The sequence below is a fragment of the Actinomadura rudentiformis genome (assembly GCF_008923185.1).
GTDB lineage: Bacteria > Actinomycetota > Actinomycetes > Streptosporangiales > Streptosporangiaceae > Spirillospora > Spirillospora rudentiformis.
Genome location: NZ_WBMT01000001.1, coordinates 402416 through 417696, shown reverse-complemented (window position 1 = coordinate 417696; position 15281 = coordinate 402416). Strand labels below are relative to the sequence as shown.

At 70.3% G+C, this 15281-nt stretch carries 13 protein-coding genes; 5 read left to right on the top strand and 8 right to left on the bottom strand.

The window, feature by feature from the left end:
- The first annotated feature begins 6 nt into the window (after positions 1-6).
- Both F8566_RS02040 and F8566_RS02035 read left to right on the top strand, forming a co-directional pair.
- Positions 7-195 (top strand): ferredoxin, encoded by a 189-nt coding sequence (locus tag F8566_RS02040; protein ID WP_151557344.1) that lies wholly within the window; start codon positions 7-9, stop codon positions 193-195.
- A 2-nt stretch (positions 196-197) separates the two neighbouring features.
- Positions 198-1373 carry an NAD(P)/FAD-dependent oxidoreductase gene (locus F8566_RS02035; RefSeq protein ID WP_225992772.1) on the top strand — a complete coding sequence of 392 codons (1176 nt, stop codon included), beginning with the start codon at positions 198-200 and terminating at the stop codon, positions 1371-1373.
- 13 nt (positions 1374-1386) lie between these two features.
- Here F8566_RS02035 and F8566_RS02030 read toward each other — a convergent pair whose 3' ends face one another.
- Together F8566_RS02030 and F8566_RS02025 are read right to left on the bottom strand one after the other, a co-directional pair.
- A complete protein-coding gene (locus F8566_RS02030; protein WP_151557342.1) occupies positions 1387-1959 on the bottom strand; it encodes a MarR family winged helix-turn-helix transcriptional regulator in 573 nt (190 codons plus the stop codon).
- A gap of 56 nt (positions 1960-2015) precedes the next feature.
- Complete coding sequence (locus F8566_RS02025) at positions 2016-2834, bottom strand: acetoacetate decarboxylase family protein (RefSeq protein ID WP_151557340.1); 819 nt, start codon at positions 2832-2834, stop codon at positions 2016-2018.
- Between the two features lie 169 nt (positions 2835-3003).
- Between F8566_RS02025 and F8566_RS02020 the strand changes: the two genes are divergently transcribed.
- Positions 3004-4362, top strand: coding sequence for a glutamine synthetase family protein (locus tag F8566_RS02020; RefSeq protein WP_225992771.1), 1359 nt, complete (start codon positions 3004-3006; stop codon positions 4360-4362).
- A gap of 10 nt (positions 4363-4372) precedes the next feature.
- The gene (locus F8566_RS02015) at positions 4373-5626 is read left to right on the top strand and encodes a cytochrome P450 (protein ID WP_225992770.1); all 1254 of its coding nucleotides are present in this window, start codon (positions 4373-4375) and stop codon (positions 5624-5626) included.
- A gap of 45 nt (positions 5627-5671) precedes the next feature.
- On the opposite strand, the gene F8566_RS02010 is transcribed toward F8566_RS02015, so the two are convergent.
- The 4 genes from F8566_RS02010 to F8566_RS01995 form a co-directional block, all read right to left on the bottom strand.
- On the bottom strand, positions 5672-6610 hold the full coding sequence (locus F8566_RS02010; protein ID WP_151557334.1) for an LLM class flavin-dependent oxidoreductase: 939 nt from the start codon (positions 6608-6610) through the stop codon (positions 5672-5674).
- A 19-nt stretch (positions 6611-6629) separates the two neighbouring features.
- Positions 6630-8174, bottom strand: a complete 1545-nt coding sequence (locus F8566_RS02005; protein WP_151557332.1) for an APC family permease — start codon at positions 8172-8174, stop codon at positions 6630-6632.
- Between the two features lie 110 nt (positions 8175-8284).
- Entirely contained in the window at positions 8285-10123 is a 1839-nt protein-coding gene (locus F8566_RS02000) for an amidohydrolase (RefSeq protein WP_151557330.1), read from the bottom strand.
- 185 nt (positions 10124-10308) lie between these two features.
- Positions 10309-10932: a TetR/AcrR family transcriptional regulator gene (locus F8566_RS01995; protein ID WP_225992769.1), complete on the bottom strand. Its 624-nt coding sequence runs from the start codon at positions 10930-10932 to the stop codon at positions 10309-10311.
- Between the two features lie 65 nt (positions 10933-10997).
- On the opposite strand from F8566_RS01995, the gene F8566_RS01990 reads away from it, so the two are divergent.
- Complete coding sequence (locus F8566_RS01990; RefSeq protein WP_151557328.1) at positions 10998-11846, top strand: SDR family NAD(P)-dependent oxidoreductase; 849 nt, start codon at positions 10998-11000, stop codon at positions 11844-11846.
- 49 nt (positions 11847-11895) lie between these two features.
- On the opposite strand, the gene F8566_RS01985 is transcribed toward F8566_RS01990, so the two are convergent.
- Together F8566_RS01985 and F8566_RS01980 are read right to left on the bottom strand one after the other, a co-directional pair.
- The gene (locus F8566_RS01985; protein ID WP_151557326.1) at positions 11896-13326 is read right to left on the bottom strand and encodes an L-fucose/L-arabinose isomerase family protein; all 1431 of its coding nucleotides are present in this window, start codon (positions 13324-13326) and stop codon (positions 11896-11898) included.
- Positions 13327-13383: 57 nt separating this feature from the next.
- A complete protein-coding gene (locus F8566_RS01980; protein WP_151557324.1) occupies positions 13384-14997 on the bottom strand; it encodes an alkaline phosphatase D family protein in 1614 nt (537 codons plus the stop codon).
- Positions 14998-15281 lie beyond the last annotated feature (284 nt).

The following is a 15281-nucleotide window of genomic DNA, read 5'->3' as shown; positions in this document are numbered from 1 at the left end:
ATCGGCATGAAGGTCATCGTCGACATGGACAGGTGCCAGGACCACGGGCAGTGCGTGTTCTCCGCGCCCGAGGTCTTCCGGCTCGACGGGGCGGGACGGCTGGAGTTCGAGAGCGCCCCCGATGACGCCTTGCGCGAGGCCGTCGAGGAAGCGGCCGACGTCTGCCCCCTCCAAGCCATCACCGTCGAGGACTAGCGGTGCGCCGGATCGTCGTGGTCGGCGCGTCCCTCGGCGGCCTCCGTGCGGCCGAGCAGTTGCGGGCCGCCGGCCATGCCGGTGAGCTGGTGGTCGTGGGCGACGAGCCGCATCCGCCCTACAACCGGCCGCCCCTGTCCAAGGAGGTCCTCGCCGCCGAGGTCGCCCTCGACCGGGTGGCGTTCCGGACGCGGGCGAGCGTCGCCGATGCCGACTGGCGCCTCGGGACGGCCGTCACCGGAGCCGATCTCGCCGCGCGCGTCGTACGCCTGGCCGACGGGACGGAGGTGTCCTACGACGGCCTGGTGATCGCCACAGGACTGCGGCCCAGACGGTTGGACGCGCCAGGGCAGGATCCGGGGGCAGGCCCGTCGCGGCACGTCGTCAGGACGCTGGACGACGCTGCCGCCCTGCGGGCACGCCTCAAGCCCGAGGTGCGGCTGGCCGTGGTCGGCGCGGGCTTCATCGGATGCGAGGTGGCCGCGACCGCCCGTACCCTCGGCGCGGACGTCACCGTGGTGGCGCCGGAGAGCGAGCCCATGCTCCGGCCGCTCGGCGCGGACTTCGGCGCCGAGTTGCGCCGCCGTCACCAGCGGCGCGGCGTGCGGTTCCTGCTCGGCCGTACAGTCGCCCGTTTCACCGGGACCGGACTGGAGTTGTCCGACGGGACGAGCGTCGACGCCGACGTGGTCGTGGAAGCGGTCGGGTCGGTGCCCTGCGTCGAGTGGCTGGAGGGCAACGGGCTCGACCTGTCGGACGGCGTGCTGTGCGACGGCGCGCTGCGGGTCGAGGGGCGCCCCGATGTGGTGGCCGTCGGCGACGTCGCCCGGTTTCCCAACCCGCGATACGACGACGTCCCCCGGCGAGTGGAGCACTGGAGCATTCCCACTGACACGGCGAAACACGCGGCACGGTCCCTGCTCGGCGAGAACGGCCGGCCGTTCATGCCCCTTCCCTCGTTCTGGAGCGACCAGTACGACCTGAGACTGCAGTCGTTCGGCGCACCGGCCCTCGGCGGCGGCGACATCCGCCTGCTGGAGGGCGACCTCAGCGAGGAAGCGGTGCTGGGATACCACCGCGACGGCAGGCTCGTCGGTGTGGTCATGCTGGGCTGCGGCGGCTCCTTGCCCCGCTACAGGAAGCTGCTGTTGGACGACACCAGGGTTCCTACGAGCTGACTGCGGCCGTCTATCAGTCCCGCGCGCGGCGTCCGGAGCGCCGGGGCGGCAGGGGGGCGCCGGCCCGCAGGGAGTCCCGGCGCTGCTCCCCCTCGCTTTCCAGGTGCTCGACGATCGTGCCGAGAGCCTGCGCCAGCGCCGTGTTCTGGTCTTGGCCCAAGCGCTCGACGACGAACGCCTCTTCGGCGTTGAACTCCGGGAACAGCCGCTCCATCAGCTCCTGGCCCTTGCCGGTGAGCCGGAGGACCACCCGGCGGCCGTCGCTCTCGTGCGGGCCTCGCTCCATCAGCCCGCGCCCCTCCAGCGTCTTGACCACGCCGGTGAGGGTCCCCTTGGAGATGCCGGCCTCCTCGGCGGCATGCCGGGTCTCGATCTCGTCCCAGATCCACACCACCCACAGCACGACGAACGCCGTCCAGGTCAGGTCCGCCGAGCGCAGCACGGAGCTCTCGAAGTGCTGGCGGATGGCGGCCGCGGCCCGGTAGATGTTGGAGACGGCCATCATCGCGTCGTGGCGCAGGACGACGTCTCCCAGCCGGCGCTGGATGGCCTGCTCGGTCTCACGCAGTGTGTGGTGGCCGGTCACTGATGTCCTCTCGATGACCCCGGCGCGGGGTACGGATCCCGGCCCGACGGGTGCGGCTACGCTGAATCTACCCTTGCCGCGGCCCCGTCCCACAGTCGCGTGCCGCCGTTCCAGACGACCCCGACCTGGCGGAAGTAGGCACCGATCACTTCGGTCACCTCGAGGCGGGCCAGTTCCTCGGCCGGCGACTCCAAGAGCCTCAACTCGGCGTCGCCCGCCCAGGCGGGCCCGGCCTCGAAGCCGGCCGCGCCCGACTCGATCAGTTCGTGGAGCGCCGGGGAGCCGTCCGGCTCGATCGACGGCAGGAAGCGGTGGTGGGCCATCGGGTGGCCGTTGACGAACCCGTTCGTCTCGGACGGTTCGCGCAAGGTGACCACAGCCTCGGCCAGCCTCCTGTCTGCGGCGGCCAGGGTCGCACCGAACCTGCCACCCGCACCGATGCGCGGCGCCGCCTGCCCATAGGGGTGGGGCCGGGTCTGGTGGATCGAGCCGAGCTTCTTCGGGTAGCCCTGGTGGAGCCCCCGGGCGATGGCGAAGTCCTTGTCGACCCAGATGTAGACGCAGCGGCTGTACGTGCGTCCCTCGAACGAGCAGCGCACCACGACGAAGCACTCCTTGTACTGGGCGCGCACCGGGTCGAGGAGTTCTTCCGCGGACTCCGAGCAGGACTGCCAGTCCGCCCAGATGATCGCGACCGCCCCGGGATCCTCGGCGGCGGGTTCGAGGGGGGCCGGAAGCAACTCCGCGACACGCGCCGGGTCGGTCCGGTACTCCACGGTCAGCAGATCACCGGAGTAGTGCCAGGGCGGGCTGGGGATCAGCGACGAGCGTCCCGTCGCCGTCTTGGGGTACAGGAACCCATGCACCGGTGCCACCGCGCCTCCTCGAACATATCGTTTGGATCCGTACGATATGCGTGGGCGGGTGGCCTTGTCACCTGACAGGCGAATGTTCGTCCAATCCCGGCGACCTCTTGCCAGGCCACGGCGACGCACATATTGTTTGATCCCAAACGAGCTACCCGCCCTTCTGAGGGGAGCCCCCGTGCCCGGACAGCACCCAGCGGACGTTCATGACGTGGTCGAACGGCTGACGGCCGACGGCATCGACGTGGTCCGGGTCTCCTACCCCGACCTGATCGGCGTCGACCGCGGCCGCGACGTGCTCGTCGACCGGCTGCCCTCGGTGATGGCACACGGCCTGGCCTTCTGCCGCGCGGTCTACCACACCAGCCCCCAGGGCGACGTCGTGGACGTGGCAGGCGGCCTCGACGCGGGCCTTCCGGACATCTGCGTCCGGCCCGACCTGTCCACGCTGGCCGCGATCCCATGGGAGCCGGGCGTGGCCCAGTGCCTCGGCGAGGCGTACGAACCGGGCGGCACCGAGCCGTGCGCCGAGGGGCCGCGCGAGGTCCTCCGGCACGCCATAGGCCGGCTCTCCGAGCTCGGTCTCACCCCCGTCGCCGGGCCCGAACTGGAGTACTACCTGTGCGAACCCGACCCTGACGCCCCGAACGGCTGGCGCCGCTACGGCGAGGGCCCCGGCAACGTCTACACCGTCGGCCGCAAGAGCGACCCCGACGGCCACCTGCTCCGTGCCCTGCGCCATCTGCGCGACATGGGGCTCGGCGTGACCATGGGCAACCACGAGTTCTCCTGCGGCCAGTTCGAGATCAACCTCGAGCACTCCGGCGCGCTCGACGCCGCCGACCGGGCGTTCCGGCTGAAGTCGGCCGTCAAGGAGATCGCGCGCATCGAGGGGCGGCTGGCGACGTTCATGGCCAAGCCGTTCAACGACGACGGCGGCTCGGGATTCCACGTCCACCTGTCGTGCGTGGACGAGACCGGCCGCAACGTCTTCGACGGTCCGGACGCCGGGCCGGACGGGCTGTCGGAGACCGCACACCAGGCGATCGCCGGCGTCATCGCGCACGCCCCCGCGCTCGCCGCGATCTTCAATCCGTCGATCAACTCCTACAAGCGGTTCGGCCCCGACACCCTGGCGCCCTGGCTGATCGACTGGGGGCTGGACAACCGCAGCGCGATGATCCGCATCCCGCCGGAGCGCGACGGCGCCACCCGGCTGGAAGTGCGGCTCGGTGACGCCGGAGCCAACCCCTACCTCGGCATCGCGGCCCTGCTGGCCGCCGTGTACCTGGGCATCCGCGGCAAGCTCACCGTGCCGCCGCCGCTGGAGGGCTACGGCTACGACACCGCCAAGGCCGCCCGGCTCCCCGGTGACCTGGCGTCCGCACTCGACGCCCTGGCCGGCGACGAGGAACTGGCCGGTGTGCTCGGCGAGCGGTTCGTCGGCTCCTACCTGGCCTACAAGCGGGATGAGATCGCACGATTCCAGCGGCACGTCACCGACTGGGAGTTCCGCGAGTACGCCCACCATCTGTAAGGAGACAGCCTTGGCAGCCGACACCCTCCCGGTGGACCTCGCCGACGTCGACAACTTCCTGGACGACCGGACGCCGTGGCGGATGTTCGATGAGCTTCGCCGCAACGAGCCGGTCCACTGGAACCCCGAGACCGACGGCGGCGGCGGCTTCTGGTCGCTCACCAGGCACGCGGACATCGTGGCCGCGGACCGGGACTCGGAGACGTTCACCTCCACGCGTTTCGTCAACCTGGAGGAGGTGGACGAACGTCAGGCGAAGATCCGGCGTTCCATGCTGGAGACCGACGGCCCCCGGCATCTGGCGCTGCGGCGCCTGCTGCATCGTGAGTTCACTCCCCGGGCGGTCGCGGGCTACGCCACGTTCCTTCGCGGCCTGACCGCCCGCACGCTGGACGCCGCGCTGGCCAAGGGCACCTTCGACTTCGTCAAGGAGGTCGCGGCCGACTTCCCGATCAATGTGCTGGCCCGGATGCTCGACGTCCCGGACGAGGACACCCTGCGGCTCATCGACTGGGGGAACCGGATCATCGCCAACACCGATCCGGAGTACGCCGACGTCCTGCTGCACAGCGAGGAGAGCGAACTGTACCGCGACCTCCCCTTCCGCAGCCCCGCGTCCCTGGAGGTGTTCGAGTACGGCCGGGAGCTGGCCGCCCGGCGGCGCGGCGGGAACGGCACCGACCTGATCAGCAGGCTGGTCAACCAGGTCCCCCGCGACGGCGAGCCGCTGTCCGACCGCGACTTCGACAACTACTTCCTGCTGCTGGTGGTGGCCGGCAACGAGACCACCCGGCACGCCATCACCCACTCCATGCGGGCGCTCATCGACCACCCCGCCGAGGCCGCCCGGCTGCGCGAGGACCTCGACCTCATGCCCACCGCGGTCGAGGAGTTCCTGCGCTGGGCCTCGCCCGTCTACCACTTCCGCCGTACCGCCACCCGCGACGTGGAGATGCGCGGCAAGCAGATCAGGGAAGGCGACAAGGTCGTGCTGTGGTTCGCCTCCGGCAACCGCGACGACGAGGTCTTCACCGACCCTGACCGCTTCGACGTCACCCGCACCCCGAACGACCACATCACCTTCGGCAAGGGCAGCCCCCACTTCTGCCTGGGCAACGCGCTCGCCCGCCTGGAGATGCGGATCATGTTCGAGGAGCTGCTGCCAAGGCTGGCCGACATCCGGCCGGCCGGTGAGATCCGGCGGGTCCGTTCCAACTTCGTGAACGGCGTCAAGGAGATGCCGGTCACCGTCACCCTCGCCTGAGCCGCAAGCCGGCGCCCTGCTCACATCAGGATCTGAGCGCTCACATCAGGATCTGAGCAGGGCATCGGTGCGTTTGACGACCTCCCGGCAGAACGCGCCGACACCGTCCGGGTCGTCGATGAACTGCGAAGGCTTGATGCAGAACGTGGTGAATCCCTGGGCGAGCTGGTCCGGGATGCTCTCCAGCGCGGGCGGGAGCGGGGCACAGGACCGGTCGTCCGGGAAGGTGGGACGGGTTCCGCCGATCATTTCCAGGTCTGCCATGTCGCGGCCCGCGCCGGCAAGGGCCGTGCGCAGGCGGTCGAGCTCCTCGGGCGTCGGTCTCCCCAGCGGGTGGAACCCGTGGCCGTGCTGCACCAGGCGGTCCAGCAACCTGGCGTGCAGCCGTTGGCCTCCGAACCACATCCGGGGGCCGTCGGGCCGATGGGCGCGCGGCTCGAAGTACACGTCCTCAAAGCCGTAGTGCCGCCCCTCGTACGACACCGGGGAACCCTGCCAGAGCCTGCTCCAGATCTCCAGATGCTCGTCCAGCAGGGCGCCCCGGTGCTCGAAGGGCACCCCCAAGGCGGCGTACTCGTCCTTGCTCCAGCTCACGGTGGGCTGCACCACCAGACGTCCCTCGGAGATCAAGTCGAGCGTGCCGAGGTCACGGGCGAGCGCGAGCGGATGCCGTAGCGGGGCGATCACCGCGGCCGCGGCGAGCCGCAGCCGGGTGGTGACCGAGGCGATCGACGCGAGGAGCATGAGCGACGACGGCCAGGGGGTGTGCGGATCCTGGTTACCGGGCAGCGCGTACTCGCGCGGGTTGCTCATGACGCCGCCGGCACCCGCGTCCGGGCCGAGGACGATGTGCTCGCTGACCATGGCGGCGTCGAAGCCGGCGTCCTCGGCCTCCCGGGCCCAGCGGACCAGGGCCGGCAGATCGCGGCCGCTGGTCATCGTCCAGTTCTCGCTGAGCACGAGCACGAAACGCGGAGCCTTCATTCCACATCCCTTCGAGAGGTCAGGTCACCAGGTCGGCCATGGCCTGCGCGTCCTCCTTGTTGCGCCGCAGGACCCCGACCACCACCCCGAGTGCGAGGACGACGAACGGCAGCGCGACCAGGAACCATCCCAGCGTCGACAGGCCCCATGACTCCTTCGTGGGGTCGACGCCCTCGGCCGCGGTTCCGGCCATCAAGCCGAAGCGGGACATGAGCAGATACATCCCGAGAGCGAGACCGACGATGCTGATGCCGGGCGCGACCAGGGTGCTCCACACACGCTCACCGCCGCCCTCCCGGCGGAAGAACGCGATCACGGCGACGGAGACGAGGATCTCCACCAGCACGATTGCCAGTACGGCCACACCGCTGAACCAGGTGAACAGGTGCACCACCGGGTCACGGCCGGTGACCCGGAAGACGACGATGACGACCAGCGACACCGCCGCGACGGCGACGGTGCCGAGCACGGGCGCGCCGCGCCCGTTGATCCGGCCGAGAGCGGCGGGCAGCACTCTCGCGCGGGCCATCGAGAAGACGTAGCGCGCCGCGCTGTTCTGGAAGGCGAGCAGCCCCGCGAAGAGGCTGGAGAGCACCAGCCAGCTCATCAGCGTCGCCAGCCAGCCGCCGACGTACTCCTCAGCGACGGCGAAGAGGACCGCCGCGGGATCGGCGAGCGGCGTTCCCTCCACGGTCGAGATCTCCGCGACACGGTCGACGACCGCGCTGCTGCCCAGTCCGCTGACCACCGCCCAGGAGGTGAACGCGAACAGCACCGCGATCAGGGAGACGGCGATGTACGTCGCGAGCGGGACGCTGCGCTTGGGGTCCCGGGTCTCCTCACCGTAGATGGCGGTCGCCTCGAAACCGATGTAGGAGGCGAAGGCGAAGGCCAGCGCGATGCCCGCCGAGCCGGCGAAACCGCCGGCGAAGACGTTGCCGGGCGAGAACGACGCGCCCAGCGACATGCCGTCCGGCCCTCCGCCATGGAGCAGGACCGCCACGGCCACGACCGCCAGCGACAGCACCTCGAGCACCATGAGCAGGCCCAGCACCTTGGCCCCGATGTCCACGCTCAGCGCGGACAGGCCCAGCACCAGCGCCCAGGCGATCAGGGCCCACACCCACCAGGCCAGATCGATGCCGAGCTCGGTGTCCATCTGCCGTGCCATGACGGCCCCGAAGAACCCGAAGACCGCGAGCTGCACCACCATGTAGGCGAACAGCGAGACGAAGGCCGACCCGACGCCGGGGGCGACACCGAGCCCCCTTCCGACGTAGGCGAAGAACGCCCCGGTGTTCGTCACCCGATGGCTCATCGCGGAGTACCCGACGCTGAAGACCAGCAGCACGAGGCCCACGGCGAGATACGCGCCGGGCACGCCGGACCCGTTGCCGAGGACGACGGCGATGGGGACGGCGCCGGTCATGCCGACCAAGGGGGCGGCCGCGGCGACGACAAAGAAGACGATGCCCGTGACCCCGAGCCTGTTCTTGGCGAGACGGCTCGCGCCCCCGTCAGCGGGGTCGGCGTGCCGCAGACCCGCTCCGCCTTGTTCGGTCATACCCTCACAGCCTCTCGTTCGGCCGCGCACGGCGCTTGCGTGACGCAGATCATAAGGGCCCAAACGACCCATGGGAAGGTTGCCCCCGACTTCGGATCCGGACGTTCTCCTCAGGCCCGCTTGCAGCAGCAGGCGCCGCGCTGCAGGCACGCGGCTCCACGGGCGTTGCGCGACTTGACGGCGGCGGGCGCCATCGCGTTGGCCGTGGCAGGATCGGGCTTGCCGTCGTAGACCACGCGGCCGCCAAGGATCGTCGCGGCTATGGGCATGCCGACCAGCGTCTCGGGATCAGCGCCCACCACGTCACCGTCGACGACGCACACGTCACCGGTCATGCCGGGCTCCAGAGTTCCCTTCCAGCGCTCGGCATGGTCCTGCCATGCGCTCGTCCTGGTGTAGGTCACCAGCGCCTCCCTGACGGTGATGCGTTCCGCCTCGCCGGCGACACCGCCGTACAGGCCCTTGCGGAGCACCGCCGACTGCACGCCCTGCAGCCAGCTGGGGGAGGTCACCGGGGCGTCCGAGGCGCTGGTCACCCGCACGCCCAGGTCGAGAGCGGTGCGGTAGGGCCACTGGTAGTCCGTGCGCTCGGGGCCGAGGTTGGCGTCGAGCGTCCGGCCCAGCACGTACTTGATCGTCGCGTTCATGTTGACGCCGATGTCGTGGCGCGCCATCGTGCGCAGCGTGCGGGGCGACGTCAGGTCGCCGTGGATGACGTAGTGGCGCGGATCGCGGTGGCGCCGGTCGCCGCGCATGGCGGCCAGGTAGCCCGCGACCACCACGTCGATCCCGGCGTCCCCGGTGGCGTGCGTTCCCACCTGCATCCCGGCGTTGTGAACGAGGGCGATCATGGCGTGCATGTTCGCGACCGCCTCCTCGATCGTGTCGCCCTCGATGACCGGCTTGCCGTTGGTCCCGTCCACGTAGGGCTCGTGGAGCCAGGCGGTCTGCGCCGCCGTCGGCACCCCGTCGATGATGAGCTTGACCCCGGCGACCCGCAGGATCCGCGGGTCCACGCCGCGCGGCGGCTTGTAGGCGGCGAGCGTGGTGCGCACCTGGTCCGGGGACCTGCCGCCGGTGATCAGGGCGGTGATGCGCAGCGGCAGTGTGCCGGCGCGGGCCTTGCGCTCGTACAACGCCAGCTGTGCGAGCGGGATCCCCGGATCGGTGATGCTGGTGATGCCCTGGGCGTGCAGCATCATGATCGCCTTGTCGACGGCGCTCTCCAGTTCGGCCTCCGTGAACGGCGGCACGACCCGGTTGACCAGATCCTGCGCGCTCTCGCGCAACACCCCCGTGGGCTCCCCGGCGGCGTCCTTCTCGATCACCCCTCCCGGGGGCGCCGGGGTGTCGCGGGTGATGCCCGCCAGCCGCAGGACCGTGGAGTTCACGGCCATCATGTGCCCGGAGAAGTCCCGGAGGATGACCGGATGGTCTCCTGAGACGGGATCGAGGTCCGTCCTGCGCGGCGGGTGGGGCAGCCGGTTCTCGTTCCACCCCTGCCCGCGAATCCAGGAGCCGGGGGCGGGCGCCGCCGCCACCGCCGCGGCCACGGCGTCGGTCAGCTCCTTGATCGTGGCGACGTCCACCTCGATGGTGTACGGCGGGAAGTCCAGGCCGTAGCCCCCCAGATGGACATGCGAGTCGTTGATGCCGGGGAGCACGGTGCCGCCTCCGGCGTCGATCGACTCCGTGCCCCGGCCGGCCAGACGGCGCACGTCACGCTCCCGCCCGACCGCCATCACCACGCCGTCACGGATGGCGACCGCCTCCGCGCGGCGCATGTGCCTGTCCATGACCTGGACACGCCCGTTGTAGACGATCAGATCCGCGGGACCTCGGCCACCGGCGGACGCAGGGCCCGCGGACAGTACCGGAGCGGCTGCCGCACCGGCCGCCACCCCGGCCGCCTGACCCAGAAAGCGACGGCGGTTGATTCCAGCGTTCATCGGAATTCCCTTCGGCGGTGGGAAACGGAACTGGGGATCGGTCACGGCTCACGGCAGCGTCGCGCCGGCCGTTCTGGGCAGCGTCGTAGGCCACTGTGGCCGTCGAGAAAAGGAGTGTCGGGACGTCGCTGATGTGGTCGAACCGGCCGGCGTGCCCTAAAGAATGTTCGGGATCAAACGACCTGTCAAGAGGTCGGCGGCGGCGAACACGACATGCCCGCGTTGAGGTAGGACGCGGTCAGGAGCGGCCAGGTCAGCGCGGCCATCTCGGCCGGCGTGCGCGGGCAGCCCCGCTGGAGCCAGTCGGCGGCCACACCGATGAGCGCGCCGGCGGTGAACGCGGCGGGCACATCATGCGAGGTGTCCGTCGAGCACGTGTCGCCGGTCAGCGCCCGGCGCACGCCAAGGTGGATGGCCACGGTGATGCGACGGCGCACGTGGTCGATGACGCGCGCACTTCCCTGGGGCCCCAGCAGGCTGCGGTAAAGGCCGGCGTGGGCGGCGAGGCTGGTGAAAAAGGCCCGCAGCGGACGAGTGGGGTCCTGCGCCTGGTCCGGCGAACCGAAGGCGGGCAGGGAGCCGATCAAGTCGTCGATCATCGTGGTGCAGGCGGCCTCGGCCAGCTCATGGACGTCGCGGTAGTGGTCGTAGAAGGTCGAGCGGCTCACTCCGGCCCGTTCGGCGACGTCGGCCACGCTGACCTGGGCCAGCTCCCGTTCCTCGACCAGCTGGATGAGCGCACCCTGCAACGCCGCCTGGCTACGTCGCACGCGCCGGTCGCCCGCAGGAATGTCTTTGGTCGAGGCCACGCCTGTCAGCCTACCCAAGCCCTACACATGTAGGTTTTCCGACAAGTGTCCGATACCGTGCCCTCATGAACGCGCGGAACCTGCAGGGCAGGACAGTGGTGATCACCGGTGCCAGTGCCGGGATCGGCGCCGCGGCGGCGCGCCGCTTCGGCGAACTGGGGGCCACCGTGGCGGTGGTCGGCCGATCGCAAGAGAAGACCAAGGCGATCGCGGCACAGGTCGGCGGCGAAGCGCACCTGGCGGACTACGGATCGCTGGACGACGTGCGCAGGCTCGCCGCCGACCTGCTCGCCGCCCACGAGCGGATCGACATTCTGGCCAACAACGCCGGTGCCATCTTCACCGGCCGCCAGACCAGCACCGACGGCCACGAGCTGACCTTCCAGGTCAACCACCTCGCGCCGTTCCTGCTGACCAACCTGCTCCTGGACCGGCTGGCGTCCGCTCCAGAGGGAGCACAGGTGATCAACACCGGGAGCGCCAAATACCGCACGGCGCACCTCGACCTGGACGACCTGGACGGCACCCGCCGCCGCTACCGAGGCATGCAGACGTACGCGACGTCCAAGCTCGCCACCATCCTGTTCACCCGGGAACTCGCTCAACGCCTCCAGGACACGAGCGTCACCGCCTCGGCCTTCCACCCCGGAACAGTCGCAACCGACATCGGCCGTGACAGCGCCCTGGTACGCACGTTCATGAAGTCCCGGCTGGCCAAGGTCATGATCTCCACCGCCGAGCAGGGCGCCGAGCCCTTGCTTCACCTGGCCACCCTTACCGACCCGCAGACGGCGAACGGCGCCTACTTCCACCGGCTCGCCCGTGAGGAGCCCAAGAACGAACAAGCCCGCGACCCGAACCTGGCCCGGCAACTGTGGGAACGATCGGCGCAGCTAACAGGCCTGGCGCCTTAGCGCCTGGCCGGCGTGCGCGCCTGGCGGCGGAGGACATTCCGGATTCCCGTCAGAGGCGCACCTCGACGAGATCGGTCTCCATCAGGTCGGCCAGAGCACGCAGGTCGGCGATCCGGTGGCCCGTGCCGAGGGCCCAGTGATGGGAGATGCCGGTGGCGCTCCAGGCGTCGGTCCACTCGCCGGGGTCGCAGCCGAAGTCGACCCGGGAGGTGGTGTTGCCGATCTGGAGGTGCGGGCCGTCGACGGTCTCGCCCTCGGAGGCGACGAACGCGTAGTGGCCGTCGCGGCGCTGGATGATGCCGAACGCGGTGACCGGGCCGTGCTTGACGTCGAACTCCACCGACACGCCGTAGCCGCGCTTGCCGTGGTAGACGCCCAGCCCGCGCAGGAGGGGGCGGCGAGCGGAGATCGCCAGGTGCGCGGGGCCGTCGTGGCCCATCTCGACGTGGCCGCGGTGGAAGTCCAGGGCCTGGAGTTCGGTGAACGAGCCGCCCGCGCCGAGGCGGTCGGCGATGAGCATCGCCAGTGAGGTGCGCAGCTCGTACTCCCCCGCGGCCGGGATGCCGCGCGCGGTGAGCAGCGAGGCGCCGAGGATCATCCCGGCGCCCAGCCGCTCGTGCATCTCACCGTCCAGGCCGCGGTGGTAGTAGGCGAGGCTGTCGAGCTCGAAGTCCTCGACGAGGCGGTCCAGGCCGACCGATACCTTGGCCGCCCAGGTGAGGTCGTCGTCGTTGACCGAGTCGGCCAGCTCGAAGATCTCCGTCGTCTGGTCCTTCTTGGCCTTGACCTCGGAGTCGGTGACCTTTTCCACCCGGACCCGCAGGTCGTCGAACTCCAGGACCTCGACGTGGCCGCCGAAGTTCGCGCTGACCAGGGTCAGATCGGTGGAGACGTCCAGCATCCCCGGGTAGAGATGCCCCATCAGGCCGTGCCGGCCGTGGCGCAGCGCGCCCCGCACCCCGGCGGCGCGGACCCAGCGGCCGATCTTCGTCCAGGCCCGCTCGTCCTCCAGGTGACTGCTGACCGAGCGGAACGGGACGCCGCACCGCTGAAACGCGTTCGCCATCTCCGGCAGCGGGCAGGCGCCGCAGTAGGCGAGCCACTGCCCGGTGTCGAAGGACTCGTGGTCCATCGACTCGGTCGGCTGAAGGTTGATCAGCAGCACCGGGGCGCCGCTGCGCTGGGCGATCGGGACCAGCATGGTCGCGGTCATGTAGGTGGTGAGGAAGCCGACGATGAGGTCGCAGCCCGCCGCGCGCAGCTTCTCCGCGGCCACCGCTCCCTCCTGGGCGTCGGAGATGAAGCCCACGTCGACCACGTCGGCGCCCAGCCCGCGCATGCGTTCCGACACCCGTTCGGCGGACGCGCGAAGCTGCGGCAACAGGTCGGGGAACTGCGGCCAGTACGCGCCCAGGCCGCCGGCGACGAGGCCGACCTTGACGCGCGGCGCAGTGACGCGGTCGAGCGGAAGTCCGGTCATGGTGTCCTCCTCGGATGGGGGTGAAAGCGCAGGCGGGCTGAGCACCGGGAGCGGGTGCTAGGCCTCCTGGACGCCCGGCCTGCGGTCCTCGACCACGAAGCTGGCGCGGGTGGAGATCGGCGCGCCCGGCTTCTGCACGTACGGCAGCACCCGGAAGTCGGTGCGCCACCGCTGCCGGTCGACGTTGACCCGGAAGTAGCCTCGCTGGGCGTTGTAGAACTTCATGTGCGCGTTGGCCGACAGGAACGTACGGCCGAGGGCGTCGACGTCCACCCCGTCGCCGCCGCTGGTGATCGATGTGCCGACGAACTCCGACGCCACGGTGGGCGAGTCCGGGTCGTCATAGTCGCGCTTCAGGTCGACGGCGTAGTTCTGGTGCCGGTCTCCGCTGATCACCACGAGGTTGCGCACGCCGAGATCGTGTGCGGCCGCCAGTACCCGGTTGCGCTCGCCCGCGTATCCGTCCCACGGGTCCACCCAGACGTCCTTGCCCGGCCCCGGGTCCCAGTCGGTCTCGGCCATCGGCATCTGGTTCCCCAGGATGTGCCAGCGGGCGCGCGAGGTGCGGAAGCCGTCCTGGAGCCAGCGCCGCTGCTGGTCGCCCAGCACGGTGCGGGCGGCGTCGAAGCGCTCGTCGCAGTTCTTCGTCCGGCCGGTGCCGTTGCCGTACGAGCAGGCCTGGATGTCCCGGTGGCTCCGGGTGTCGAGCATCGTGAAGTCGGCGAGGCGGCCGTAGGAGATCCTGCGGTGCAGCCGGATGTCGGGACCCGCCGGCAGCTGCGACCGGCGCAGCGGCAGGTTCTCGTAGAAGGCCTGGAACGCCGCCGTCTTGCGCTGTGCGAACGCGGCCGGATCCGGGTTCGGGTGGCGGCCCATGATGACCGTGTCGTCGGCCCAGTCGTTGACCACCTCGTGGTCGTCGAGCGTGTGGATCCAAGGGAAGGCGGCGTGCGCCTTCTGCAGCGGCGCCTCGGCCTTGTAGAGGGAGTACTGCAGCCGGTAGCGCGCCAGGTCGAAGGTCTCGGTGGTGAACTGCGGGCCGGGTACGGGAACACCGCGCCTGTTGTTGGCCGCGATCTCGTACTCGTAGATGTAGTCGCCGAGGTGCACGACCAGGTCGAGGTTCTCCTCGGCCATGTGGTCGTAGGCGGTATAGAAGCCGTCCTGCCAGGCCTGGCAGGACGCGACCGCGAAATTCAGCTGCCGCGGTTGCGAGCCCCTCGGGGGCATCGTGCGGGTCCGGCCCACAGGGGAGATCTCACCGGCCGCACGGAACCGGTAGTAGTACTCGTGGCCCGGCCTCAGCCCGGCGATCTCAGGGTGGACAGAGTGGCCGAGCTCCGGCGCCGCCACCGCCGAACCCCGCCTGACCACGTGACGGAATCTCTCGTCCCGCGCGACCTCGTACTCGACCCGGATGCGGCGGTCGGGCATCCCGCCCTTGCCGTCCGCGGCGAACGGCTCGGGCGCCAGCCTCGTCCACAGCACGAAGCCGTCGGGTGACGGGTCGCCGGAGGCGACGCCGAGCGTGAACAGACCCGCCTTCCGCAACGTGTAAGCGTGGGCGGCCGAGGCCCCGAGGGCGCCGGTGCCGAGCATGACCGCCGCGGCGCCGACCCCGCCGGCCCCGATGAACCGTCGCCGCGACACCTTGTTGTCGTCCGAAGACATCTGAACACGTCTCGGGTCCACTCACCATCTCCGATCACGAGCAAATGTGTGAACATAACTTCAGAAATGTGAAGTTGAGCGTAAGGGTGGCCCGGAACAGCGTCAAGATCCCCATGGGCGAACAGCTGATGGCCAGGAGTGGACGCGGAGGATCGCCGGTGACGACGCGTCCCCGGCCTTCCGCTCCACCGGACGGCGGTTTTATCAACTGGTAGTGTTAACTTTCAACGCCAGTCAGCTCATTCAGGGGCTCTCTTCACCGCCTCCGGCTCATGCCCGGCCAC

Bases quoted from the DNA above. Each gene is read 5' to 3' on its own strand.
- F8566_RS02005 (WP_151557332.1), bottom strand. From the start codon at position 8,174: ATGACCGAACAAGGCGGAGCGGGTCTGCGGCACGCCGACCCCGCTGAC.
- F8566_RS01980 (WP_151557324.1), bottom strand. From the start codon at position 14,997: ATGTCTTCGGACGACAACAAGGTGTCGCGGCGACGGTTCATCGGGGCC.
- F8566_RS01990 (WP_151557328.1), top strand. From the start codon at position 10,998: ATGAACGCGCGGAACCTGCAGGGCAGGACAGTGGTGATCACCGGTGCC.
- F8566_RS02010 (WP_151557334.1), bottom strand. From the start codon at position 6,610: ATGAAGGCTCCGCGTTTCGTGCTCGTGCTCAGCGAGAACTGGACGATG.
- F8566_RS02000 (WP_151557330.1), bottom strand. From the start codon at position 10,123: ATGAACGCTGGAATCAACCGCCGTCGCTTTCTGGGTCAGGCGGCCGGG.
- F8566_RS01985 (WP_151557326.1), bottom strand. From the start codon at position 13,326: ATGACCGGACTTCCGCTCGACCGCGTCACTGCGCCGCGCGTCAAGGTC.
- F8566_RS02040 (WP_151557344.1), top strand. From the start codon at position 7: ATGAAGGTCATCGTCGACATGGACAGGTGCCAGGACCACGGGCAGTGC.